Origin of the sequence: Comamonas squillarum, from assembly GCF_025309455.1 — a bacterium.
In the GTDB taxonomy this organism is placed as follows: domain Bacteria; phylum Pseudomonadota; class Gammaproteobacteria; order Burkholderiales; family Burkholderiaceae_C; genus Comamonas; species Comamonas squillarum.
In genome coordinates this window covers 4,812,011-4,830,062 of the sequence record NZ_CP104377.1, presented here as the reverse complement: position 1 = coordinate 4,830,062, position 18,052 = coordinate 4,812,011, and the positions used below count along the sequence as shown (strand labels likewise).

16 protein-coding genes are annotated in these 18,052 nt (G+C 65.0%); 3 read left to right on the top strand and 13 right to left on the bottom strand.

All coding sequences use genetic code 11. From position 1 onward, the window contains the following. Window positions 1–44: 44 nt before the first annotated feature. Complete coding sequence (locus N4T19_RS21985; protein WP_182345150.1) at window positions 45–296, bottom strand: hypothetical protein; 252 nt, start codon at window positions 294–296, stop codon at window positions 45–47. A 248-nt stretch (window positions 297–544) separates the two neighbouring features. On the opposite strand from N4T19_RS21985, the gene N4T19_RS21980 reads away from it, so the two are divergent. After that, on the top strand, window positions 545–2,380 hold the full coding sequence (locus N4T19_RS21980; RefSeq protein ID WP_260719004.1) for a phospholipase D-like domain-containing protein: 1,836 nt from the start codon (window positions 545–547) through the stop codon (window positions 2,378–2,380). A gap of 8 nt (window positions 2,381–2,388) precedes the next feature. Here N4T19_RS21980 and N4T19_RS21975 read toward each other — a convergent pair whose 3' ends face one another. From N4T19_RS21975 to moaE, 7 genes are all read right to left on the bottom strand, one after another. Beyond that, a complete protein-coding gene (locus N4T19_RS21975) occupies window positions 2,389–3,384 on the bottom strand; it encodes a tRNA dihydrouridine synthase (protein ID WP_260719003.1) in 996 nt (331 codons plus the stop codon). Between the two features lie 28 nt (window positions 3,385–3,412). Beyond that, a complete protein-coding gene (locus N4T19_RS21970; RefSeq protein ID WP_182345147.1) occupies window positions 3,413–4,633 on the bottom strand; it encodes a methyltransferase in 1,221 nt (406 codons plus the stop codon). 139 nt (window positions 4,634–4,772) lie between these two features. Then, the gene (locus N4T19_RS21965; RefSeq protein WP_021025922.1) at window positions 4,773–5,303 is read right to left on the bottom strand and encodes a GNAT family N-acetyltransferase; all 531 of its coding nucleotides are present in this window, start codon (window positions 5,301–5,303) and stop codon (window positions 4,773–4,775) included. A gap of 386 nt (window positions 5,304–5,689) precedes the next feature. Beyond that, window positions 5,690–7,165, bottom strand: coding sequence for an aldehyde dehydrogenase family protein (locus N4T19_RS21960; protein WP_260719002.1), 1,476 nt, complete (start codon window positions 7,163–7,165; stop codon window positions 5,690–5,692). Window positions 7,166–7,211: 46 nt separating this feature from the next. Beyond that, a complete protein-coding gene (locus N4T19_RS21955; protein ID WP_182345145.1) occupies window positions 7,212–7,553 on the bottom strand; it encodes a hypothetical protein in 342 nt (113 codons plus the stop codon). Window positions 7,554–7,703: 150 nt separating this feature from the next. Next, window positions 7,704–10,310: an ATP-dependent chaperone ClpB gene (clpB, locus tag N4T19_RS21950; protein WP_116924789.1), complete on the bottom strand. Its 2,607-nt coding sequence runs from the start codon at window positions 10,308–10,310 to the stop codon at window positions 7,704–7,706. Between the two features lie 235 nt (window positions 10,311–10,545). Further along, window positions 10,546–11,022: a molybdopterin synthase catalytic subunit MoaE gene (gene moaE, locus N4T19_RS21945; RefSeq protein WP_116924788.1), complete on the bottom strand. Its 477-nt coding sequence runs from the start codon at window positions 11,020–11,022 to the stop codon at window positions 10,546–10,548. A gap of 199 nt (window positions 11,023–11,221) precedes the next feature. On the opposite strand from moaE, the gene N4T19_RS21940 reads away from it, so the two are divergent. Together N4T19_RS21940 and N4T19_RS21935 are read left to right on the top strand one after the other, a co-directional pair. Beyond that, window positions 11,222–11,473, top strand: coding sequence for a hypothetical protein (locus N4T19_RS21940; RefSeq protein WP_182345144.1), 252 nt, complete (start codon window positions 11,222–11,224; stop codon window positions 11,471–11,473). 26 nt (window positions 11,474–11,499) lie between these two features. Continuing rightward, on the top strand, window positions 11,500–11,838 hold the full coding sequence (locus N4T19_RS21935; protein ID WP_116924786.1) for a hypothetical protein: 339 nt from the start codon (window positions 11,500–11,502) through the stop codon (window positions 11,836–11,838). A gap of 6 nt (window positions 11,839–11,844) precedes the next feature. On the opposite strand, the gene N4T19_RS21930 is transcribed toward N4T19_RS21935, so the two are convergent. The 5 genes from N4T19_RS21930 to N4T19_RS21910 form a co-directional block, all read right to left on the bottom strand. Next, complete coding sequence (locus N4T19_RS21930; RefSeq protein WP_409935135.1) at window positions 11,845–12,105, bottom strand: MoaD/ThiS family protein; 261 nt, start codon at window positions 12,103–12,105, stop codon at window positions 11,845–11,847. A 13-nt stretch (window positions 12,106–12,118) separates the two neighbouring features. After that, entirely contained in the window at window positions 12,119–13,351 is a 1,233-nt protein-coding gene (locus N4T19_RS21925) for a molybdopterin molybdotransferase MoeA (protein ID WP_260719001.1), read from the bottom strand. A 60-nt stretch (window positions 13,352–13,411) separates the two neighbouring features. Beyond that, window positions 13,412–13,972: a molybdopterin-guanine dinucleotide biosynthesis protein B gene (mobB, locus tag N4T19_RS21920; RefSeq protein ID WP_116924923.1), complete on the bottom strand. Its 561-nt coding sequence runs from the start codon at window positions 13,970–13,972 to the stop codon at window positions 13,412–13,414. A gap of 72 nt (window positions 13,973–14,044) precedes the next feature. Then, window positions 14,045–15,469, bottom strand: coding sequence for a threonine synthase (gene thrC / locus N4T19_RS21915; RefSeq protein ID WP_182345142.1), 1,425 nt, complete (start codon window positions 15,467–15,469; stop codon window positions 14,045–14,047). 207 nt (window positions 15,470–15,676) lie between these two features. Next, on the bottom strand, window positions 15,677–17,857 hold the full coding sequence (locus N4T19_RS21910) for a M48 family metallopeptidase (protein ID WP_260719000.1): 2,181 nt from the start codon (window positions 17,855–17,857) through the stop codon (window positions 15,677–15,679). Window positions 17,858–18,052 lie beyond the last annotated feature (195 nt).

The window sequence follows — 18,052 nt, the reverse complement described above, 5'->3', positions numbered from 1 at the left end:
AGGCTTGGTGCGGCCGGCCAGGTAACGACGTATCAAGGGTGGTGTTAGGGGCTCTTGGCGTAGCCCAGGCAGGCGCCCGCATTGGGCAGCCCCTTGCATTCGCGCAGCAGCCGGCGGTCGCGCTCGGCCAGGGTTTCGGCACTGCTGCGCTGGCGTTTGACCTTGACTCTGGCCGGCTTCTTGGCCGCCTGCGTGGCCTCGGTCTTTTTCTTGCGCGCGGCCCAGGCGTTCTCGGGCGGCATGGCCATGGCCGCCAGCAGCAGCACCAGTGTGGAAAAGCGCAGTGATCGCAGCATAAGCAGGCCTCCTATTGGCTATCGATGCAATATCTTCGAATGTTTTCAGCAATCCTAGCGGCAGGCCTGCAGCAACGGCCCAGGCACAAACCCTGTTGAGCAGCCACCCCGCTTGCTGCAGCGTTGCTGCGCCACGACGCAGGAGCAGCATCTGGCTGTACGACAGCACCGCCAAAGCAGCCACGCGGCCACCGCAAGGGCTTGCGCTCACGCACAATAGCGCCAGCCCACTGATTGAACCTGCCGCCATGCCGACTGCTTTGCCAACCTCTGCCCTGTCTCCATTACGCCCCCCTGAGACAACATCCTGGCCCAAGCTGCGGCGCGGGCTGGTGATGGTGTGTGCGGCCGTGCTGCTCGCCGGCTGCGCCAGCAAGCTGCCCACCCAGGTCGACAGGCCGGTCTCATCGGCCCAGCCGCCAGCGGCCAGCAGCCCGCTGGTGCAGATCAGCCAGCAGCGCCAAAAGGCCGAGAGCAAGGCGGGCCCCGGGGTGTCGGGCTTCGAGATACTGGCCGGTGCGCAAGCCGCTTACGGCGCACGCCTGGCGCTGGTGCAAGGCGCCAAGCACACGCTGGATGTGCAGTACTACGCCATCCATGCCGATGCCAGCACCGCGCGCCTGCTCGAAAGCGTCGTGAATGCCGCGCGCCGGGGCGTGCGCGTGCGCGTGCTGCTCGACGACTTCCATGGCACCGGGCGCAACGCCCAGGTGATGCGCCTGGCCTTTGAGCCCAATATCGAGATGCGCATGTTCAACCCGCTGCCCGGTGACCGCGACTCGCCGATCAGCCGCATGTGGAACGCGGCCACCGATTTCCAGCGCGCGCAGCAGCGCATGCACAACAAGCTGTTTTTGGCCGACAATGTGATGGGCATCATGGGCGGGCGCAACCTGGGTGATGCCTATTTCGACAACGACGAGAGCTCCAACTTCCTGGACACCGATGTGCTCGTCATGGGACCCGCGGTGCAGGACTTGTCGAGCAGCTTTGACAGCTACTGGAACAACGAGCGCGCCTATCCGGTGCAGTCGCTGATCAGCAAAAAGACCTTGGAAGATATGCAGCAGGCCTACCAGGCCCGCCCCGGCAAAGGGGGCGATGACGATACGACGAATGCGGCATCCGAGCCCGCTGCCCGCAGCGCCAGCAGCGGCGGCGCGCTGCCCTCGCCGCCCGATGGCGAGCCCCGCCCGGGCGGCGCCATCTCCGACGAGCAGCGCGAGCGCGCCTGGGACATGCAGCCAGTGGACCTCCAGACCGTCCCGCTGGTCTGGGCCCATTCGGTGGTGATGGCCGATGCGCCCAGCAAGATACCGGCGGTCGATTCCGACGGCCAGACCAACGCGCTGAGCGCCGCGCCCGGCGTGCTGGACAACAAGCGCCTGGCGCAGCTGCGAGCGCTGGCTGAAACCCGCAACCCTGGCCACAGCCCCAGTGCCGATTCGGTGGTGGACGGCCTTGTGCAGCTGCTAGGTTATGCCAAAAAGGATTTGCTGATCGTCTCGCCTTACTTTGTCCCCGGCGAATCGATGCGCCAGGCGTTCAAGGATGCCGTGCAGCGCGGGGTGCGCGTGCGCATTCTGACCAACTCGCTGTCGTCCAACGACGCGCCCATTGCCCATATCGGCTACGCCCGCCACCGCGAGAACCTGTTGCGCGATGGCGTGGAGCTGTATGAGCTGGTCAGCGACGAGAGCGATCTGCGCGCCGCCTTTGGCCTGGGCAGCGGCCAGAACAGTTTTCGCGAAGGGCGGCGTGTGATGCTGCACAGCAAGGTGCTGGTGCTCGATGGCCAGTTGCTGGTGGTGGGGTCGATGAACCTGGACCAGCGCTCCAAGCTGCAAAATACCGAAATCGCCGTGCTGGTGCGCAGCCGCAAGCTCTCGGGGCAGGCTGCCGGCATGATCGAGAAGGGGCTGGAGAGCGCCGCCTGGCATGTGGTGCTCAAAGACGGCAAGCTGCTGTGGCAGGCGCCGCAGAACACGCGGCTCAAGGACCAGACCACCGAGCCCGATGCCAGCTTGCCGCTGCGGCTGATGCTCAAGATCATCAGCCCCTTTACGCCCGACTCTCTGCTTTAAGCGCGGTTTTAAGCGGTCACGCCCACCAGCGTTTGCTGCTGGAGCTCGTCCAGCCACAGGGTGATCGCTGCCTGGTCGGTCATCACCCGCACATGCTGGTAGGCGTCCTCGGCCTCGGGGAAGGCCCGGCGCATGAGGTTCAGCCACTGCTTCAAGCGGCCAGCGCGCTGGCGCGGCTCCAGGTCCTCGCAGACCAGCTGCCAAAAGCGCAGCAAGGCGGGCACCAGATCCGGCCATTGCACATCGCGCATGCCGGCGGGCAGCGGCAGGCCATCACGCTCGGCCACCGCTTTGCGGATGCGCCAGGCCAGGCCCGGATCGGCCACAATGCCGCGGCCGAGCATCAGATCCTGGCATCCGGATTCGGCCTGGCAGCGCAAGGCATCCTCCACGGTCCAGATCTCGCCATTGGCCACGACGGGGATGCTGACTGCCTCGCGAATCCGCGCAATCTGGTCCCAGTAGGCAGGCGGGCGGTAGCCATCGAGCTTGGTGCGGCCATGCACGACCAGCTCGCAGGCGCCTGCCTCCTGCATCGCCAACGCGCAGTCCAGCATCAATGCCCGGTCGTTGAAGCCCAGGCGCATCTTGGCCGACACCGGCATGGCGGCGGGCACGGCACCGCGCACCGCGCTGACCACCGCATGGATGGCGACCGGGTCCTGCAGCAAGGCGGCGCCGCCGCCATGGCGGTTGACCACCTTGGCCGGGCAGCCAAAGTTCAAATCGATCCCCTCGGGCGACAGCGCCGCCAGCTGCACCGCATTGGCCGCCATGCTGGCGGCATCACTGCCCAGCAGCTGGGCGCGCACCGGGGTGCCAGCTGCCGTGCAGCTACCGTTGCGCAACTCCGGCATGGTGCGCAGGTAGACCTTGTCGGGCAGCAAGCTGCCGGTGATGCGGATGAACTCCGAGACGCAGCGGTCGGCGCCGCCAATGCTGGTGAGCACATCGCGCAGCACAAAATCGAGCAGGCCCTCCATGGGCGCGAGCAACAAGCGCATGTGGGCCCCGTTCAGACCATCGGGCCGATCACCAGGCCACCTGCAGGCGCCACAGCGTGGTCATCTCGGCCGCGCGGGCCTGGTGCAGCGGGTTGGCCGCATCCTGGGCCTTGGCGTGGCGCGGGCGGATCTGGTTCTTGCCCACCACCTGCAAGCCGGCCTCGGCGATCCAGCTGAGCAGCTCCTCGCGGCTGCGCAGTCCCAGGTGCTCGGCAAAGTCGGACAGGATCAGCCAGGCCTCGCCACCGGGCACCAGGTGGGCGGGCACCCCGGCCAGAAAGCCGCGCAGCATGCGGCTGCCTTCGTCATACACGGCGCGCTCCACGGGCGCGCTGGGCTTGGCCGGCACCCAGGGCGGGTTGCAGACCACCAGCGCGGCCTTGCCCTCCGGGAACAGATCGGTCTGCGCCAGCTCCACGCGCTGGTCCACGCCCAGGCGCTGCAGGTTCTCCTTGGCACAGGCCAGGGCACGCGGGTCGGTATCGGTGGCCAGCACCTTCTGGATGCCGCGGCGCGCCAGCACCGCTGCGATCACGCCGGTACCGGTGCCGATGTCATAGGCCAACGACTGCTTGGCCAGCGCGGTGGGCAACGGTGCCTGGGCAATCAGGTCGACATACTCGCCGCGCACTGGCGAGAACACGCCGTAGTGCGGGTGGATGCGGTCATAGGCCTTGGGCGCAAGCTTGGCCAGCGCGGGAATTTCCACGCCTTTTTTGCGCCACTCATGCGCGCCCACCAGGGCCTGCAGCTCGCGCAGGGACACCACCTGGGGCAGGTCGCCTGCGGGCTCGCCCCAGGCATCCACACAAGCGGCCTGCACCTGCGGCGCGCGACGCAGGCTGATTGCATACTGCGGGTCCAGCTCGATCAGCACCATCGATAGCACACGGGCGCGCTGCGCCTGCAGGTGGCGCTGCTGGTGGAAGGGCAAAGCCACTTGGGGGGTGGGCATGCCGGTGGCACTGGCTGCGGCAGGCTTTTTCTTGGCCTTGCGCTCGCCGGTCTTGTCCAGACGGCGGGCCAGCGACTGCAGCAGCATGCGGGCATTTTGAAAGTCACCGCGCCACAAGAGCGCCGAGCCCTCGCAGGCCAGGCGGTAGGCCACATCGGCGGGCATGGTGTCATCGGCCAGCACCACACGGGCAGTAGGCCCAGTGCCGCGCTCGCAGCGCCAGCGGGCGCTGCGGGGCTCGCCGCCTTCCTCCCAGTGGATGGTGGGAAAACTCTCTGGCTGGGCAGTGGTCATACAAATGCTTTCTGGGGCAGAGCGGCAAGGCGCCAGCTGCCAAGGGGGAAAAACAAAGAGGCCGTCCAAGACGGCCTCTTGAGAGCAAGGCTGCCCCGCCCTGCCAACGCAGGGCCGGTGCATGCCCGGCCAGCAAGGATCAGCGGTTCATCAAGGAGCGCTGCATGCGCACTTCTTCGATCTTGATGGCACCCACCGTCGCCGTCTTGGCGGTCGACATCTCGCGCTTGAAACCGGCAGACTCGTGGAAACGCAGTGCGCGCTCATTGCGCAGCGGCACCCAGGCGGTCACCGAGGTGCAGCCTTCTTCGGACAGGCCATCACGCGCGGCATCCCACAGCGCCACGCCTACGCCCTGGTCCCAGTGGGTAGGCGCAGCATAGATCGCCCAGATCTCACCGGTCGTGGGGCGGGTCTTGGCATCGCGCGAGCGGTCAAAACCGATGAAACCGACGATCTTGTCGTTTTCAACGGCCACTTGCACCTGCGGCTCACAGTATTCGATGGCTTCGCGCCAGTAAGCCTGGCGCTTTTCGACGGAAGAGATGGACTTCAGTTGGTCATCGGGCAAAACACCGCGATAGCTCTCCACCGAAGCGGCGGCATGGATTTGGGCAATGGCTTTGGCATCACGGAGAGTTGCGGGACGAACCTGGATAGTTTCAGACATGGATAACCGAAAACAAAAATCAATGAATTAACCAAAAAGCACGTATATCTCGTCGTACACTGCGACCATCACGCCCGGCCGGGTGTCAAGTGGGGATGGAGCACCCTGAGGCTCAACATCCACCCACCTGCAACACACCATGGCTCACGCAGCATCAGCAGGCAACAAGGCACTGTTGAAGGCTTTTTTAAGGGCATATGGAAGAGTCAGCGCGTGAACAGCGCGCTAGAGAGTATGGTGCGCGAAAGCCCGCCATTGTCTCACTCCTGACATCATTTGGGTAGCCCCACAATAGGCTTGTAGGTCAATTTGTGCAGGGGTTTGCAAATGACTGCATTTGCGCTAGGCGTTTACCCGAAGTACACCCCTGCTTATAAATCAAGGTCTTAGCGCATGAAGCTGCGAGCCAACCACCGCATCAGCCCATCAAAGCGCCGGCCATAAGGCGGATAGAGCCAGGCCGCACCCGACCAGCTGCCTTGACGCAGCACAGGCTTGGCATGAGAAAAGCGCATGAATCCATGGTAGCCATGCAGTGCGCCCCATCCGCTCTTGCCCCAGCCACCAAACGGCAGGGCCCCATGGGCAAACTGCAGCAGGCAGTCATTCATGCACATGCCAGCAGCCCGCACGCGCTGCGCCACATCGCGGCCCTGGCGGCGGTCCTGGCCAAACCAGTACAGCGCCAGCGGTATCTCGCCGTGGTTGATGGCCGCAATCGCCTCCTCGCGGTCGTCGTACTGCAGCACCGGCAGCACCGGGCCAAAGATTTCCTCTTGCATCAGCTGCATCTGCGCGCCCACGCCCAGCACCAGCGCCGGCACCAGCTGGCGGCTGATGCCATCACCGATACGGCTTTGGGAGACCTCCGCGCCGCCGCCTTGCAGCCGAATCACCTGGGCGCCGGCCTGCTCGGCCTGGGCCAGCATGCCCAGCAGCCGGCTGGCATGGGCGGCATGGATGACCGAGGTGTAATCGGGGTTGCCCTGCAGCTGTGGGTACATGCGTTGCACGGCCTGGGTATAGGCCTCGACAAAGGCGGCAGCGCTGCTGCGTGGCAGCAGCACATAGTCGGGCGCAATGCAGGTCTGGCCCGCATTGAGCAGCTTGGCATGGGCAATCTTGCTGGCCGCGTCCTGGATATCGCAGCTTTGCTCCAGCAGGCAGGGCGATTTGCCGCCCAGCTCCAAGGTGGTGGGCACCAGCTGGTTGGCAGCGGCCAGCGCCACCTTGCGGCCAGTGGCGGCCGAGCCGGTGAACAGCAGGTGGTCCAGCGGCAAAGCCGCCAGCTCGGCCGAAGCGCCGGCGTCTCCCGCCAGCAGCGCCACCTCGTCATCTGCGAAATAGCTGGGCAGCAGCTGGGCGAGCAGCGCCATAGTCTGCGGGGTGTACTCGCTGGGTTTGATGATCACACGGTTGCCCGCAGCCAGCGCGCTGACCAGCGGCCCCAAGGACAGCAACAGGGGATAGTTCCAGGGAGCGATCACCCCGATGACGCCCAACGGCATCGCCTGCACCCAGGCGCGCGCAGGCCACAAATGCCAGGGCGTGGCCTCAGGCCGGGGCGCTGCCCAGCGCCGCAGAGCGCCCAGCGCCTGGCGCAGCTGGCTGTGCAGCGGCAGCAATTCCGTCAAGGTCGTCACCCGCGCCGAGCGCTGGCCAAAATCGGCCTGCACGCTGGCGCACAGCCGCGCCTCGTTGTCCTGCAGCAGCTTTTGCAGCCGCAGCAAGCGCTCGCGCCGCAGCAGCAGCGGCGTATCGGCCTGCGCGCGGCTGGCCGCGCGCATGGCCTCAAAACGGCTGTGCAACTCGCTCACATCCATAGCATGGCCCCATAAAAAAACCCGGTCTGCATCAGGCACAACCGGGCTTTGTACACAAGGCAGGCCGCAGCCTGCATCAGGTCAGTCAGTGTTGTGAACGGATTTCACGAGGCTCCACATCCGTCACATCAATCACGGAAGCACGCATGCCCGAGGGGCTGGCGGCCGATTCAGCAGCGCGTGCGCCCTTGTTGGCAGACCAGCGCGCCGTGCTGCGGTAGACCGTGGTCCAGCCCGACGCGGGGTTCATCTTGAACGCAAAAGGCGCCACAGGTTTGCCGGTGACTTTGGCCCAGAGCAGGCGCACAGCCCAGAGCATGGCAGCGATTGCGGCCACCACCATCAGGCTGACAAAAAACACCAGACCAGCCAGCACCATCGCAATTCGCAAAGTCCAGCTCACCACAGTTGCCAACAACTCGTTCAACGCACTTCCTTTCATCGCTGTATGACAGCGCTTGTTACCCATGTTATGCCGATGGCAGGCTTTTTCAAGCCCCTTGCACTGTCAACAAGCATATCGCAGCGTAAAGATGGTGGGCCATGCATGGTTATGCACCACCCACCGCTGCGTGCATTACTGCACCTCGGCCTTGCCAAAATGGAACTCGCCCGGTGCCTGCACCGGATCCACTGTCACCGGGATACGGCTCTTGGGCGGGTAGACGCCTTCGAGCAGCAGACGCGACAGCGGGTTCTCGATGCGCTGCTGGATCGCCCGCTTGAGCGGCCGCGCACCAAACACGGGATCAAAGCCCACCTTGGCCAGCTCGGCCATGGCCGCATCGGACACCTGCAGGTGCAGGTCCATCTTCGCCAAGCGGTTTTCGAGCTGGTGCAGCTGAATGCGTGCAATCGACTCGATGTGCTGGGCATCCAGAGCGTGGAACACCACGGTTTCATCGATGCGGTTGAGGAATTCGGGCCGGAAATGGTTTTTCAGTTCCCCCCAGACCGCGTCTTTTACATCCTCATACGATTCGCCGACCATCGCCTGGATCAGTTGCGAGCCGATATTGCTGGTCATCACGATCACAGTGTTCTTGAAGTCCACCGTGCGCCCCTGGCCATCGGTCAGGCGACCGTCGTCGAGCACCTGCAGCAGGATGTTGAACACATCGGGGTGGGCTTTTTCCACCTCGTCGAGCAAGATCACGCTGTAGGGCTTGCGGCGCACGGCCTCGGTCAGGTAACCGCCCTCGTCATAGCCCACGTAGCCTGGAGGCGCACCAATGAGGCGCGAGACCGAGTGCTTCTCCATGAACTCGCTCATGTCGATGCGGATCAGGTGGTCTTCGCTGTCAAACAAAAAGCCCGCCAGCGCCTTGCACAGCTCGGTCTTGCCCACGCCCGTGGGGCCCAGGAACAGGAAGGAGCCGGTGGGCCGGTTCGGATCGGACAGGCCCGAGCGCGAGCGGCGGATGGCGTTGGACACCGCAGAGATCGCCTCATCCTGGCCGACCACACGCTCGTGGAGCTTGTCTTCCATGCGCAAGAGCTTGTCACGCTCGCCCTGCATCATCTTGGAGACCGGAATGCCCGTGGCGCGGCTGACCACCTCGGCAATCTCTTCGGCGCCCACTTGCGTGCGCAGCAGTTTGTGGCCCTTGTCCTTGGCCCCTTCGCTTTTCTCGTCGGCCTGCACTTCGGCCAGCTGCTTCTCCAGGGCGGGCAGCTTGCCGTACTGCAACTCGGCGACCTTGTTGAAGTCACCGCTGCGCGTGGCTTCCTGGATCTGGAAGCGCACCTGGTCGAGCTCCTTGCGCAGCTGCTCCGAGCCCATCGCGTCGGCCTTCTCGGCCTTCCAGATCTCTTCCATGTCGGCGTATTCACGCTCGATCTTGGACAGGTCCTCTTCGATCAGCGACAGGCGCTTTTGCGAGGCCTCGTCCTTTTCCTTCTTCATCGCCTCGCGCTCGATCTTGAGCTGGATCATGCGGCGCTCAAGCTTGTCCATCACCTCGGGCTTAGAGTCGATCTCAATCTTGATCTTGGCAGCCGCCTCGTCGATCAGGTCGATGGCCTTGTCAGGCAGGAAGCGGTCGGTGATATAGCGCGCCGACAGCTCGGCCGCAGCCACAATCGCCGGGTCGGTGATGTCCACGCCATGGTGGGCTTCGTACTTTTCCTGCAGGCCGCGCAGGATCGCAATGGTGTCTTCCACCGAGGGCTCGTTGACCAGCACCTTCTGGAAGCGCCGCTCCAGCGCCGCATCCTTTTCGATGTACTTGCGGTACTCGTCCAAGGTGGTCGCGCCAATGCAGTGCAGCTCGCCGCGCGACAGCGCGGGCTTGAGCATATTGCCCGCATCCATCGCGCCATCGGCCTTGCCAGCGCCGACCATGGTGTGGATTTCGTCAATGAAGAGGATCACCCGGCCCTCTTCCTGCGCCACTTCCTTGAGCACGGATTTGAGGCGCTCTTCAAAGTCTCCCCGGTACTTGGCACCAGCGAGCAGGCCGGCCATATCCAGCACCAGCACTTTCTTGTCGCGCAAGGTGTCGGGCACTTCGCCTGCGACGATACGCTGGGCCAGGCCTTCGACGATGGCTGTCTTGCCCACGCCAGGCTCACCGATCAGCACAGGGTTGTTCTTGCTGCGGCGCTGCAGCACCTGGATGGTGCGGCGGATCTCGTCATCGCGGCCAATGACCGGGTCGAGCTTGCCCAGCTTGGCGCGCTCGGTCAGGTCCAGCGTGTATTTCTTCAAGGCTTCGCGCTGGCTTTCGCCGTCAGCGCTGTCCATGGATTGGCCGCCGCGCACGGCGTCAATCGCCGCCTCCAGCGCCTTGCGGCTGAGGCCACCCTCTTTGACGATACGGCCGGCCTCACCTTTGTCATCGGTGAGGGCGAGCAAGAACAGCTCGCTGGCATAGAACTGGTCGCCGCGCTTGATGGCTTCCTTCTCGGTGGCCTGCAGCATGCGCTGCAGATCGGGCCCCACCGTCACCTGGTCCTGGCCTTGCACCTGCGGCAGGCGCTTGATCGCGTGTTCTGCCGCCGTGCTCATCGCCGTGGCATTGGCGCCTGCGCGCGCCAGCAGCGATTTGGGGCCATCGGGCTGGCGCAGCATGGCTGCCAGCACATGGACCGGGTCGATATAGGCGTTGTCATTGCCCAGGGCCAACGATTGGGCGTCGGCCAGCGCTTCTTGAAATTTGGTTGTCAGTTTGTCGATTCGCATGAATGTTCCCCACTCAACAATTGTTACTGGGGAATATTTTGCGCTGGACGCCGTATTTTCAAGAACCTCGCCGCACATATAGCTTCTGTCGGCCCACGTCGCCAAGTGCTGTGCGCCGCCTCCTACGCCCTGCGGACATCGCAGCGAGGCGGCCACGCTCCCCGCACCCATTGCAGCAGCTATAGGGCTGAGAAAGCTTGCGCCCGGTCAATGCCGCTGCAATGGGGCCCGTTTTTTAGCTCTGGTGCTGGGGCAGGCCCCAGCGCGCCATCGCCGCTTCGTCGCTGACGCGGGCATCGACCCAGCGCGCGCCTTGGGGCGTGTCTTCTTTCTTCCAGAATGGCGCTTCGGTCTTGAGGTAGTCCATCAAGAACTCGCAGGCCTGGAAGCTCTCGCCCCGGTGCGCCGAGGAGACGGCGACCAGCACAATCTGGTCGCCAGGCGCGAGCAGCCCCACGCGGTGGATGATGCGGGCGCCAAAAATGTCAAAACGCTGGCTGGCGGCCTCAACCATCTGGGCGATCGATTTTTCCGTCATGCCCGGGTAGTGCTCCAGCTCCATCGTCGCCACCTCGCTGCCCGCATTGCGGTCGCGCACCGTGCCGACAAAGCTGCAGACCGCGCCGATGCGGCCATCGGCGGCGCGCAGCAGGCGCAGCTCCTCGCTCACATCAAAGTCAGCGGTCTGGACGGCGATATGGGTGTGCAGCATGGCGGTATCTCGGCGAAAAAAGCATCAAGGCCGAAGCCTAGCATGCCCACCGGGCCCTGCCACAAACCATGGCAGGCCACCCCAGCTTCGCGATTGCGGCACACTGGTGGCCCTCTGCAAGCTTTGGGCTGCTGGAATGCCCACGCTCCACCGGCTGCCCGCACGCTTGCAGGACCTGTTTTCTCTTTGGATGCTTTCCATGCCCAGTCAGACCCTGAATGCCCACGGCTTCCTGCTCTACCCCAATCCGCGCAACCAGCACCGCATTGTGTTTGAGCACCACGTGTTCGTGCCCTACCCTTACGCGATCATCGACATCCCGGCGATGGACCTGGTCGGCAAGACCAGCGTTTATGCCGCCTGCCGCGAGAGCGACCGGAAAATGGGCCAGGTCGTGACCTTTGAGTTGGAAGAAGATGTGGCCCGCTTTGAAAAGCGCTTTGCGCCCTGAACGCGCACCTCACCTGATGGATACCCATGCAAGACGGCAGCCAAATCTTTGTCCCTGATTCCTTCATCGCCCTGTTCCAGGGCCGCAACCAGCGCCTGCGCCAGCCGCTCGCTGACATCGCCCAGCGCTATGAGCTGTGCGAAGACCTGGCGCAGATGCTGGTCGAGCAGGCGCAGATCCTCTACCACCAAAGTGCGCCCTCCGAGAGCGCCATCCTGCAGACCATCTACAGCGGCCTGCAGGCGCCAGACGCGGGCGTCAGCGCGGAGGAAGCGCGCTGGGTGGTGCTGCGCCTGGCCGAACTGCTGGAATGGAAAGCGCCCGAGCTACTGCTGCCCAACCCCGCAGAAGATGGCGCTGCTTAAGGATTCCTAACCGCCAGTCACCGGCGGAAAAAACGCCACCTCGGCCCCCGCCTCCAGCACCGCGCTGTCGTCGCTGAGCACCTGGTTGACGGCGGTGCGCACCGCGCGCCCCCGCGCCAGGCAGCTGGCATAGGGCTCGCCGCGCGCGAGCAGGGCCTCGCGCAGCTCTGCGACGGTGCCGGCCTCGGTGGCAAAGGCCTCGCTGCCGCTACCAATGGCCTCGCGGATACTTGCAAAATAGCGCAGTTGCAAAGTCTTCATCGTCATCTCCTCGCCCTCCTCAGCCCAGCAGCTGGGCAAAGGGCACAAAGCGCACGGTATCGCCCTGCGCAATGGTCTGGCCGGGCGGGTTGTCGACCAGGCCATCGGCCCAGACGGCCGAGGTCAGCACGCCCGAGCCCTGATTGGCAAAACGGTCCAGCCCGCCTTGCGCATTGACGCGCACGCGCAAGAATTCGCGGCGCTTGTCGGCTCGCGGCCAGTCAAAATCGGCACGCATATCGATCGCCTGCGGCGCCAGCGCCTGCACGCCTTGCAGCCGCAGCAGAAAAGGCCGCACCAAAAGCGCAAAGGTCACAAAGCTGGACACCGGATTGCCTGGCAGGCCGATGAAATGGGCCTGGCCCACGCGCCCATAGGCAAAGGGCTTGCCCGGCTTGACGGCAATCGCCCACAGGTCAAGCCTGCCCAAGGCCTGCACGGCCGCCTTGACGTGGTCTTCCTCACCCACCGACACACCACCACTCGTCAGTACCAGGTCGCTGTGCTGCGCGGCGGTCTGCAGCGCAGCGACGGTGGCCTCGTAGCTGTCGGGCACGATGCCCAGGTCGCGTACCTCGCAGCCCAGGCGCTGGAGCATGGCGCGCAAAAAGAAGCGGTTGCTGTTGTAGATGCTGCCCAAGGGCAGGTCCTGGGGCGCCACGTCGCCGGGCATGACCAGCTCGTCACCGGTGGAGAACAAGGCCACGCGCGGGCGCCGGGCCAGTGGCAGGCGGGCGCAGCCCATGCTGGCAGCCAGGCCCAGCTCGGCCGGGCCCAGGCGCGTGCCGGCCGTCAACACCGTGCTGCCCAACTGCATGTCTTCGCCGCTTTTGCGGATGTTCTGCCCGGCTTGGACGGCCGTGTTGATCTGCACCCGGCCATCGTCCAGCACGGTGCATTCTTCCTGCATCACCACCGCATCGGCGCCCGCAGGCACCGCTGCCCCGGTAAAGATGCGGGCGGCGGTGCCGGCAGCTAGCGGCTCGCCGATGCTGCCCGCTGGAATGCGCTGGCTAACCGGCAGGGCCAGTGCGGGCCCGCTCAGGTCGGCCGCGCGCAGCGCATAACCGTCCATCGCGCTGTTGTCGAAAGGCGGCACCTGCAAGGCAGCGACCAGGTCCTGCGCCAGCACGCGGCCGTCAGCATCAAAGGTGTCCAGCAGCTCATGGCCCGCCAGCGGCTGGGCATGGGCCAGCAGCTCGGCCAGGGCGGCATCGAGGGATTTCAGGGGGGGACGGGGCTGGCTGTTCATCTCAATCATTCCTTTGGTTATCGGCCGCCTGCAATCGGGCCGACCATCGCAACGGCCCGCTCACCCGGCGGTATCGGTTGCAAATACACAAGGCGGGGTATAGGCAAAGCGGGCGCTGTGCACCAGCAGCCACTGCGCCACGGCAGCGGGTGCATCGCGGGGCAGCTGCGGCAGGGCGGTGGCGGGCAGCAGCTGGCGGGCGGGTGACAGCACCACGGCCTGCACGGCCGCATCCTGCGGATAAAGCGGTGCCTTGCCGTTGGCCTCTGGCGCATTGGCCAGCACCTCCAGCTTGGGCAGGTCGCAGTCCTTGAAGCCCTCCACCAGCACCCAGTCCACCCGGCTGTCGAGCTGGGCGATCAGCGCATGCACATCGGGCTCCTGCGTCTTTGGCAGCTCGCGCATCAGCACCACGCGCTGGTCGGAGGCAGCCAGCACCTCAAAGGCGCCGGCCTGGCGGTGGCGCCAGGTGTCCTTGCCAGGGGTGTCGATGTCAAAGCGGTGATGGGTATGCTTGATGACCGACACCTGCTGGCCGCGCGCGATCAGCACGGGGATGACCTGCTCGATCAAGGTCGTCTTGCCACTGCCCGAATAGCCTGCAAAACACACGACCTGCATACCCGCCTCCTTGATGATTCCACGGCCCGCCAAGGCACCCAGACACGCGGCGGTAGCGGCAGCTTAGCCGGCTCAGCGGCAGTGGTCCTTGATATAGGTCTTGACCTGGTCCACATCGGCGGGCATCACCACCACACGCTTGGGCAGGTCTTCGATGCCGTCAAACTTGGCCGGGCGCTCGGGTGTGCGGCCCAGCGCCTCTTCAATGGTGGCGGCAAACTTGATCGGCAAGGCCGTCTCCAGCACGATCATCGGCTCGGCACCCAGGTGCTCGCGTGCCACCTTCACGCCATCGGCGGTATGGGTGTCGATCATCTGGCCCAGGCGCAGGAAGGTGTCCTGGATCGTGGCCAGGCGGTCGGCATGCGTGCTCTTGCCGCTGACAAAGCCGTAGCGGCCGGCCGCATCCTGGAAGGCCGGATCAGCCTGCAGGTCAAAGCGGCCCTCTTGGGCCACGCCTTGCGCAAACAGCTGTTGCAGGCGGGCGCCATCGCGGCCGACCAGGTCGAACACAAAGCGCTCGAAGTTGCTGGCCTTGGAGATGTCCATCGAGGGGCTCGAGGTCTCGAAGGTGTGGGCAGCGCCGCGCACCTGATAGACACCGGTGCGGAAGAATTCGTCCAGCACATCGTTTTCGTTGGTTGCCACCACCAGCTTGGCAATCGGCAGGCCCATCTGGCGCGCCACATGGCCGGCGCAGACATTGCCGAAGTTGCCGCTGGGCACCGTGAAGCTCACCTTCTCGCTGTTCTGGCTGGTGGCCTGCAGGTAGCCGGCAAAGTAGTAGACCACCTGGGCCAGCAGACGAGCCCAGTTGATGGAGTTGACGGTGCCGATCTTGTACTGCGCCTTGAAGGCGTGGTCATTGCTGACCGCCTTGACGATGTCCTGGCAGTCGTCAAACACGCCTTCGATGGCGATGTTGTGGATGTTCTCGTCTTGCAGGCTGAACATCTGCGCCTGCTGGAAGGGGCTCATACGGCCGTGCGGGCTGGTCATGAACACACGCACACCCTTTTTGCCGCGCATCGCGTATTCGGCCGCGCTGCCGGTGTCGCCGCTGGTGGCACCCAGAATATTGAGCTCTTCGCCGCGGCGCGCCAGTTCGTACTCGAACAGGTTGCCCAGCAGCTGCATCGCCATGTCCTTGAAGGCCAAGGTGGGACCATTGGAGAGCGCCTCGATCATCAGCGGGCCTTCGAGCTGGCGCACTGGAACAATCGCCGCCGTGCCGAACACCGCCTCGGTGTAGGTCTTGTTGCACAGCGCGCGCAGGTCCTCGGCGGGGATGTCGTCGATGTACAGCGACAGGATCTCGAACGCCAGCGCGGCATAGCCCTTGCTCTTGAGCGTCTCGCGCAGCGCCGTCAGCTTGGCATCGTCAATCTGCGGGTACTGCACCGGCATGTACAGACCGCCATCGGGCGCCAGGCCCTCGAGCAAAATGTCGCAAAAACGTTTTTGTTCGGCATGGCCGCGCGTGGAGAGATACAGCATGGAGGGTGCGAAATAAGTGGACACAGCCCGCGCACGGGCAAGGAGCAACTGCTTATTATCCTGCAGTCGCCAGTACTGGCACAGCTTGCGCAGGAATGTGGGGCGCAGCAGCCAGCAGCAGCGGCCAGGCTGCGACACCGATGGCAGCCGCTGGCATAAAAAAGCCCCGGACTGGGTCCGAGGCCTGGCTGGGTTGTGGAGCAGCCGTTAGACCTGCTCTCCCATGCGCGCCAGTTCCTGGCGGGCGTAGTAGGCGCGCCACTGGTTCAGCACCAGCTCGGCAAAGGCCTGGTTCTTCATCTTCTTGACACCCTTGAGCATCACGACCACACGCTGCTTTTTCTTCTGGAACTGGGCGCGGCGCTTGCCCACGCCCATTGCGGGCGGCTGCACACCGGGCTCCAGGGCCATGATGACGGTGAGCATGTGGTTGGCCTGGTTGAACTCGAAATCATCGATCGCCGACCAGGGCAGCAGCTCCTGCGCATTGAAGAGGCGCAGGCCCGCGGGCTGCAGCACCATCGCCGGGCTTTGGCTGTCGCGCCAGAACAGCCACGCCACCCATACGCAGACAAGACCACCGGCCAGCACACCTGCACCGACCGCCATGTGCAGACCCGCCATGAACAAGGCCACCGCGCCGCCAAAGCAGGCCAGGGCCAGAAAGCCGAACAAGCCCACCATGAAGGCCGAGCGCTCATGGATCACCGTCTCGGGCGCAGCCAGCGCCGCGATCTCGCGCAGCTCGGCCAGCTTGGCACTGCGGTTGGCCGCGGCTGCGCTGCTGAGCTCGTTTTGCAAGGCGGCATTCAGATCGGCGACCGGGGCCGGTGCGACCGCCCCGGCCAGGGTGCGGCTGCCGGCAGCGGGCGCGCCCTGCTCCAGGCCAAACTCCTGCAGCAGCTGGCTGCCCTGGGCATCCATCGCCCGGGCCAGCAGCTCGGGGCTGACGGGTACACCCAGCGCAGCGAGGCGCTCGGCCAGCTCGGGGTGGGTGTCGGTCGGGTGGGCCTGGCGCTGGTCCAGGTGCTCGCTCGGGTCGGCCATGCCCTTGGCAGCGACCAGCTGGCGCACATGGCCCAGCACGCCGCCTGCGACCGTCTCGCCCCGGTCCCAGTTGGCCTGCAGCGCCTCATCCACCAGCGGGGCCAGCGCGCTGATGCGCAGCAAGGACGACGCAACGGCCTGTGGGCTCACGACCTGCGCGCCCACCGCATCGGCGGCCAGCTCGCGCTTGCGGCTCCAGTAGCGCACCGCTTCGTGGAAGCTGTCCAAGAACATCTCGCCAAACAAGGTGGCTGGCCGGCGCAGGATGTCCATCCAGGAGCCCTCATGGCGCTCACCGCCGCTGATGGCCACCAGGTGGTGGAGGGTGGCGCTGTAGATCGGTGAGAAGCGCTGGCTGTAGAGCGTGTCCTCGCCGATGAAGTGGCCCAGCTCGTGGCCGATCACCGCAGCGACCTCGCCTGCATTGAGAAAGGCCATATAGGGCAAGGGCAGGTACAGCACCCGCCCCTGGGGCAGCAAGGCGCCACTGGCCAGCTGCACCGGGTGCTCGGTCACAAAAAAGCCTTCGTTCAGGCCCACGACCAGCGCATCGGGCATACCGGCGCCCGTCTTGGCGGCCACGCGGTCCACAAAGGCCCAGAGTTCGGGCGCCTGCGGGCGGCTGACGGTCTGCCCCATCACCTCAATGGGCGCGTTCTCCAGCGGCTTGCGCGATGCCTTCCAGACATCGATCAGCACCTTGCAGCCCGAGTACAGCAGGAACAGCGCCAGGCCGCCGAGGATGAACATCAGCTTCATGTCGCCCTTGCTGTAGTTGCGGTGGCGCAGGATGGGCATCATCTCGTAGACCAGCAGCGGGATGGCCGCACCGAACAGCAGCAGCACCATGACCACCATATAGGTCGGCAACAGCTTGCGGCCCTTCTGAAAGGTCGCGAGCAGCTGCTCGCGCGATTGCAGGGCCTTGGCGCCCATGCCGCGCTGGTACACCACCCCCAGCGCCGACCACAGCAGTGCCAGCACGCTGAAGGCGATGGTGCAGCCCGCCAGCACCGGCTGCAAGTTACGGGTGGTGACATTCAGACCCTGGTTTTGCAGGTCCTGGATGGCCATCAGGTACTCGTTTTTGACCTTCCAGACCGGGTATTCCTTGCCCTCGCTGTCCCGCACCGTCGCACGGCGGCCGGGCTTTTCGGCCTCGATCGCCTCGAGCTGGCGCACCACCTGCTGGTACTGGGCGATCTGCGCGCCCACATCCGAGACCGGCGTATCTGCCCGCGACCATTGCCAGATGCCAATGGCCAGCATCAGCAGCGGAATCCCAAACAACACCCCCCAGCGCTTGGCCAGCGCCAGCCATTTCTTGTCGGTGTCCGACATAGTGCAACTCCCCGTCTTTGTTATCGATCTGCAGCCCCCGGGGGCGCTGCATTTGTGAGCGGCCATTATTTAGAAAAATAATGACGTGAACAAATACCCACAAGTAACAGAATGATGCGGATGTGTTCGCAGCCGTTGGGCCCAAAAAGGCAAAACCGCCTGGGCCGAATCGGCCACAGGCGGTTGGGTAGGCGG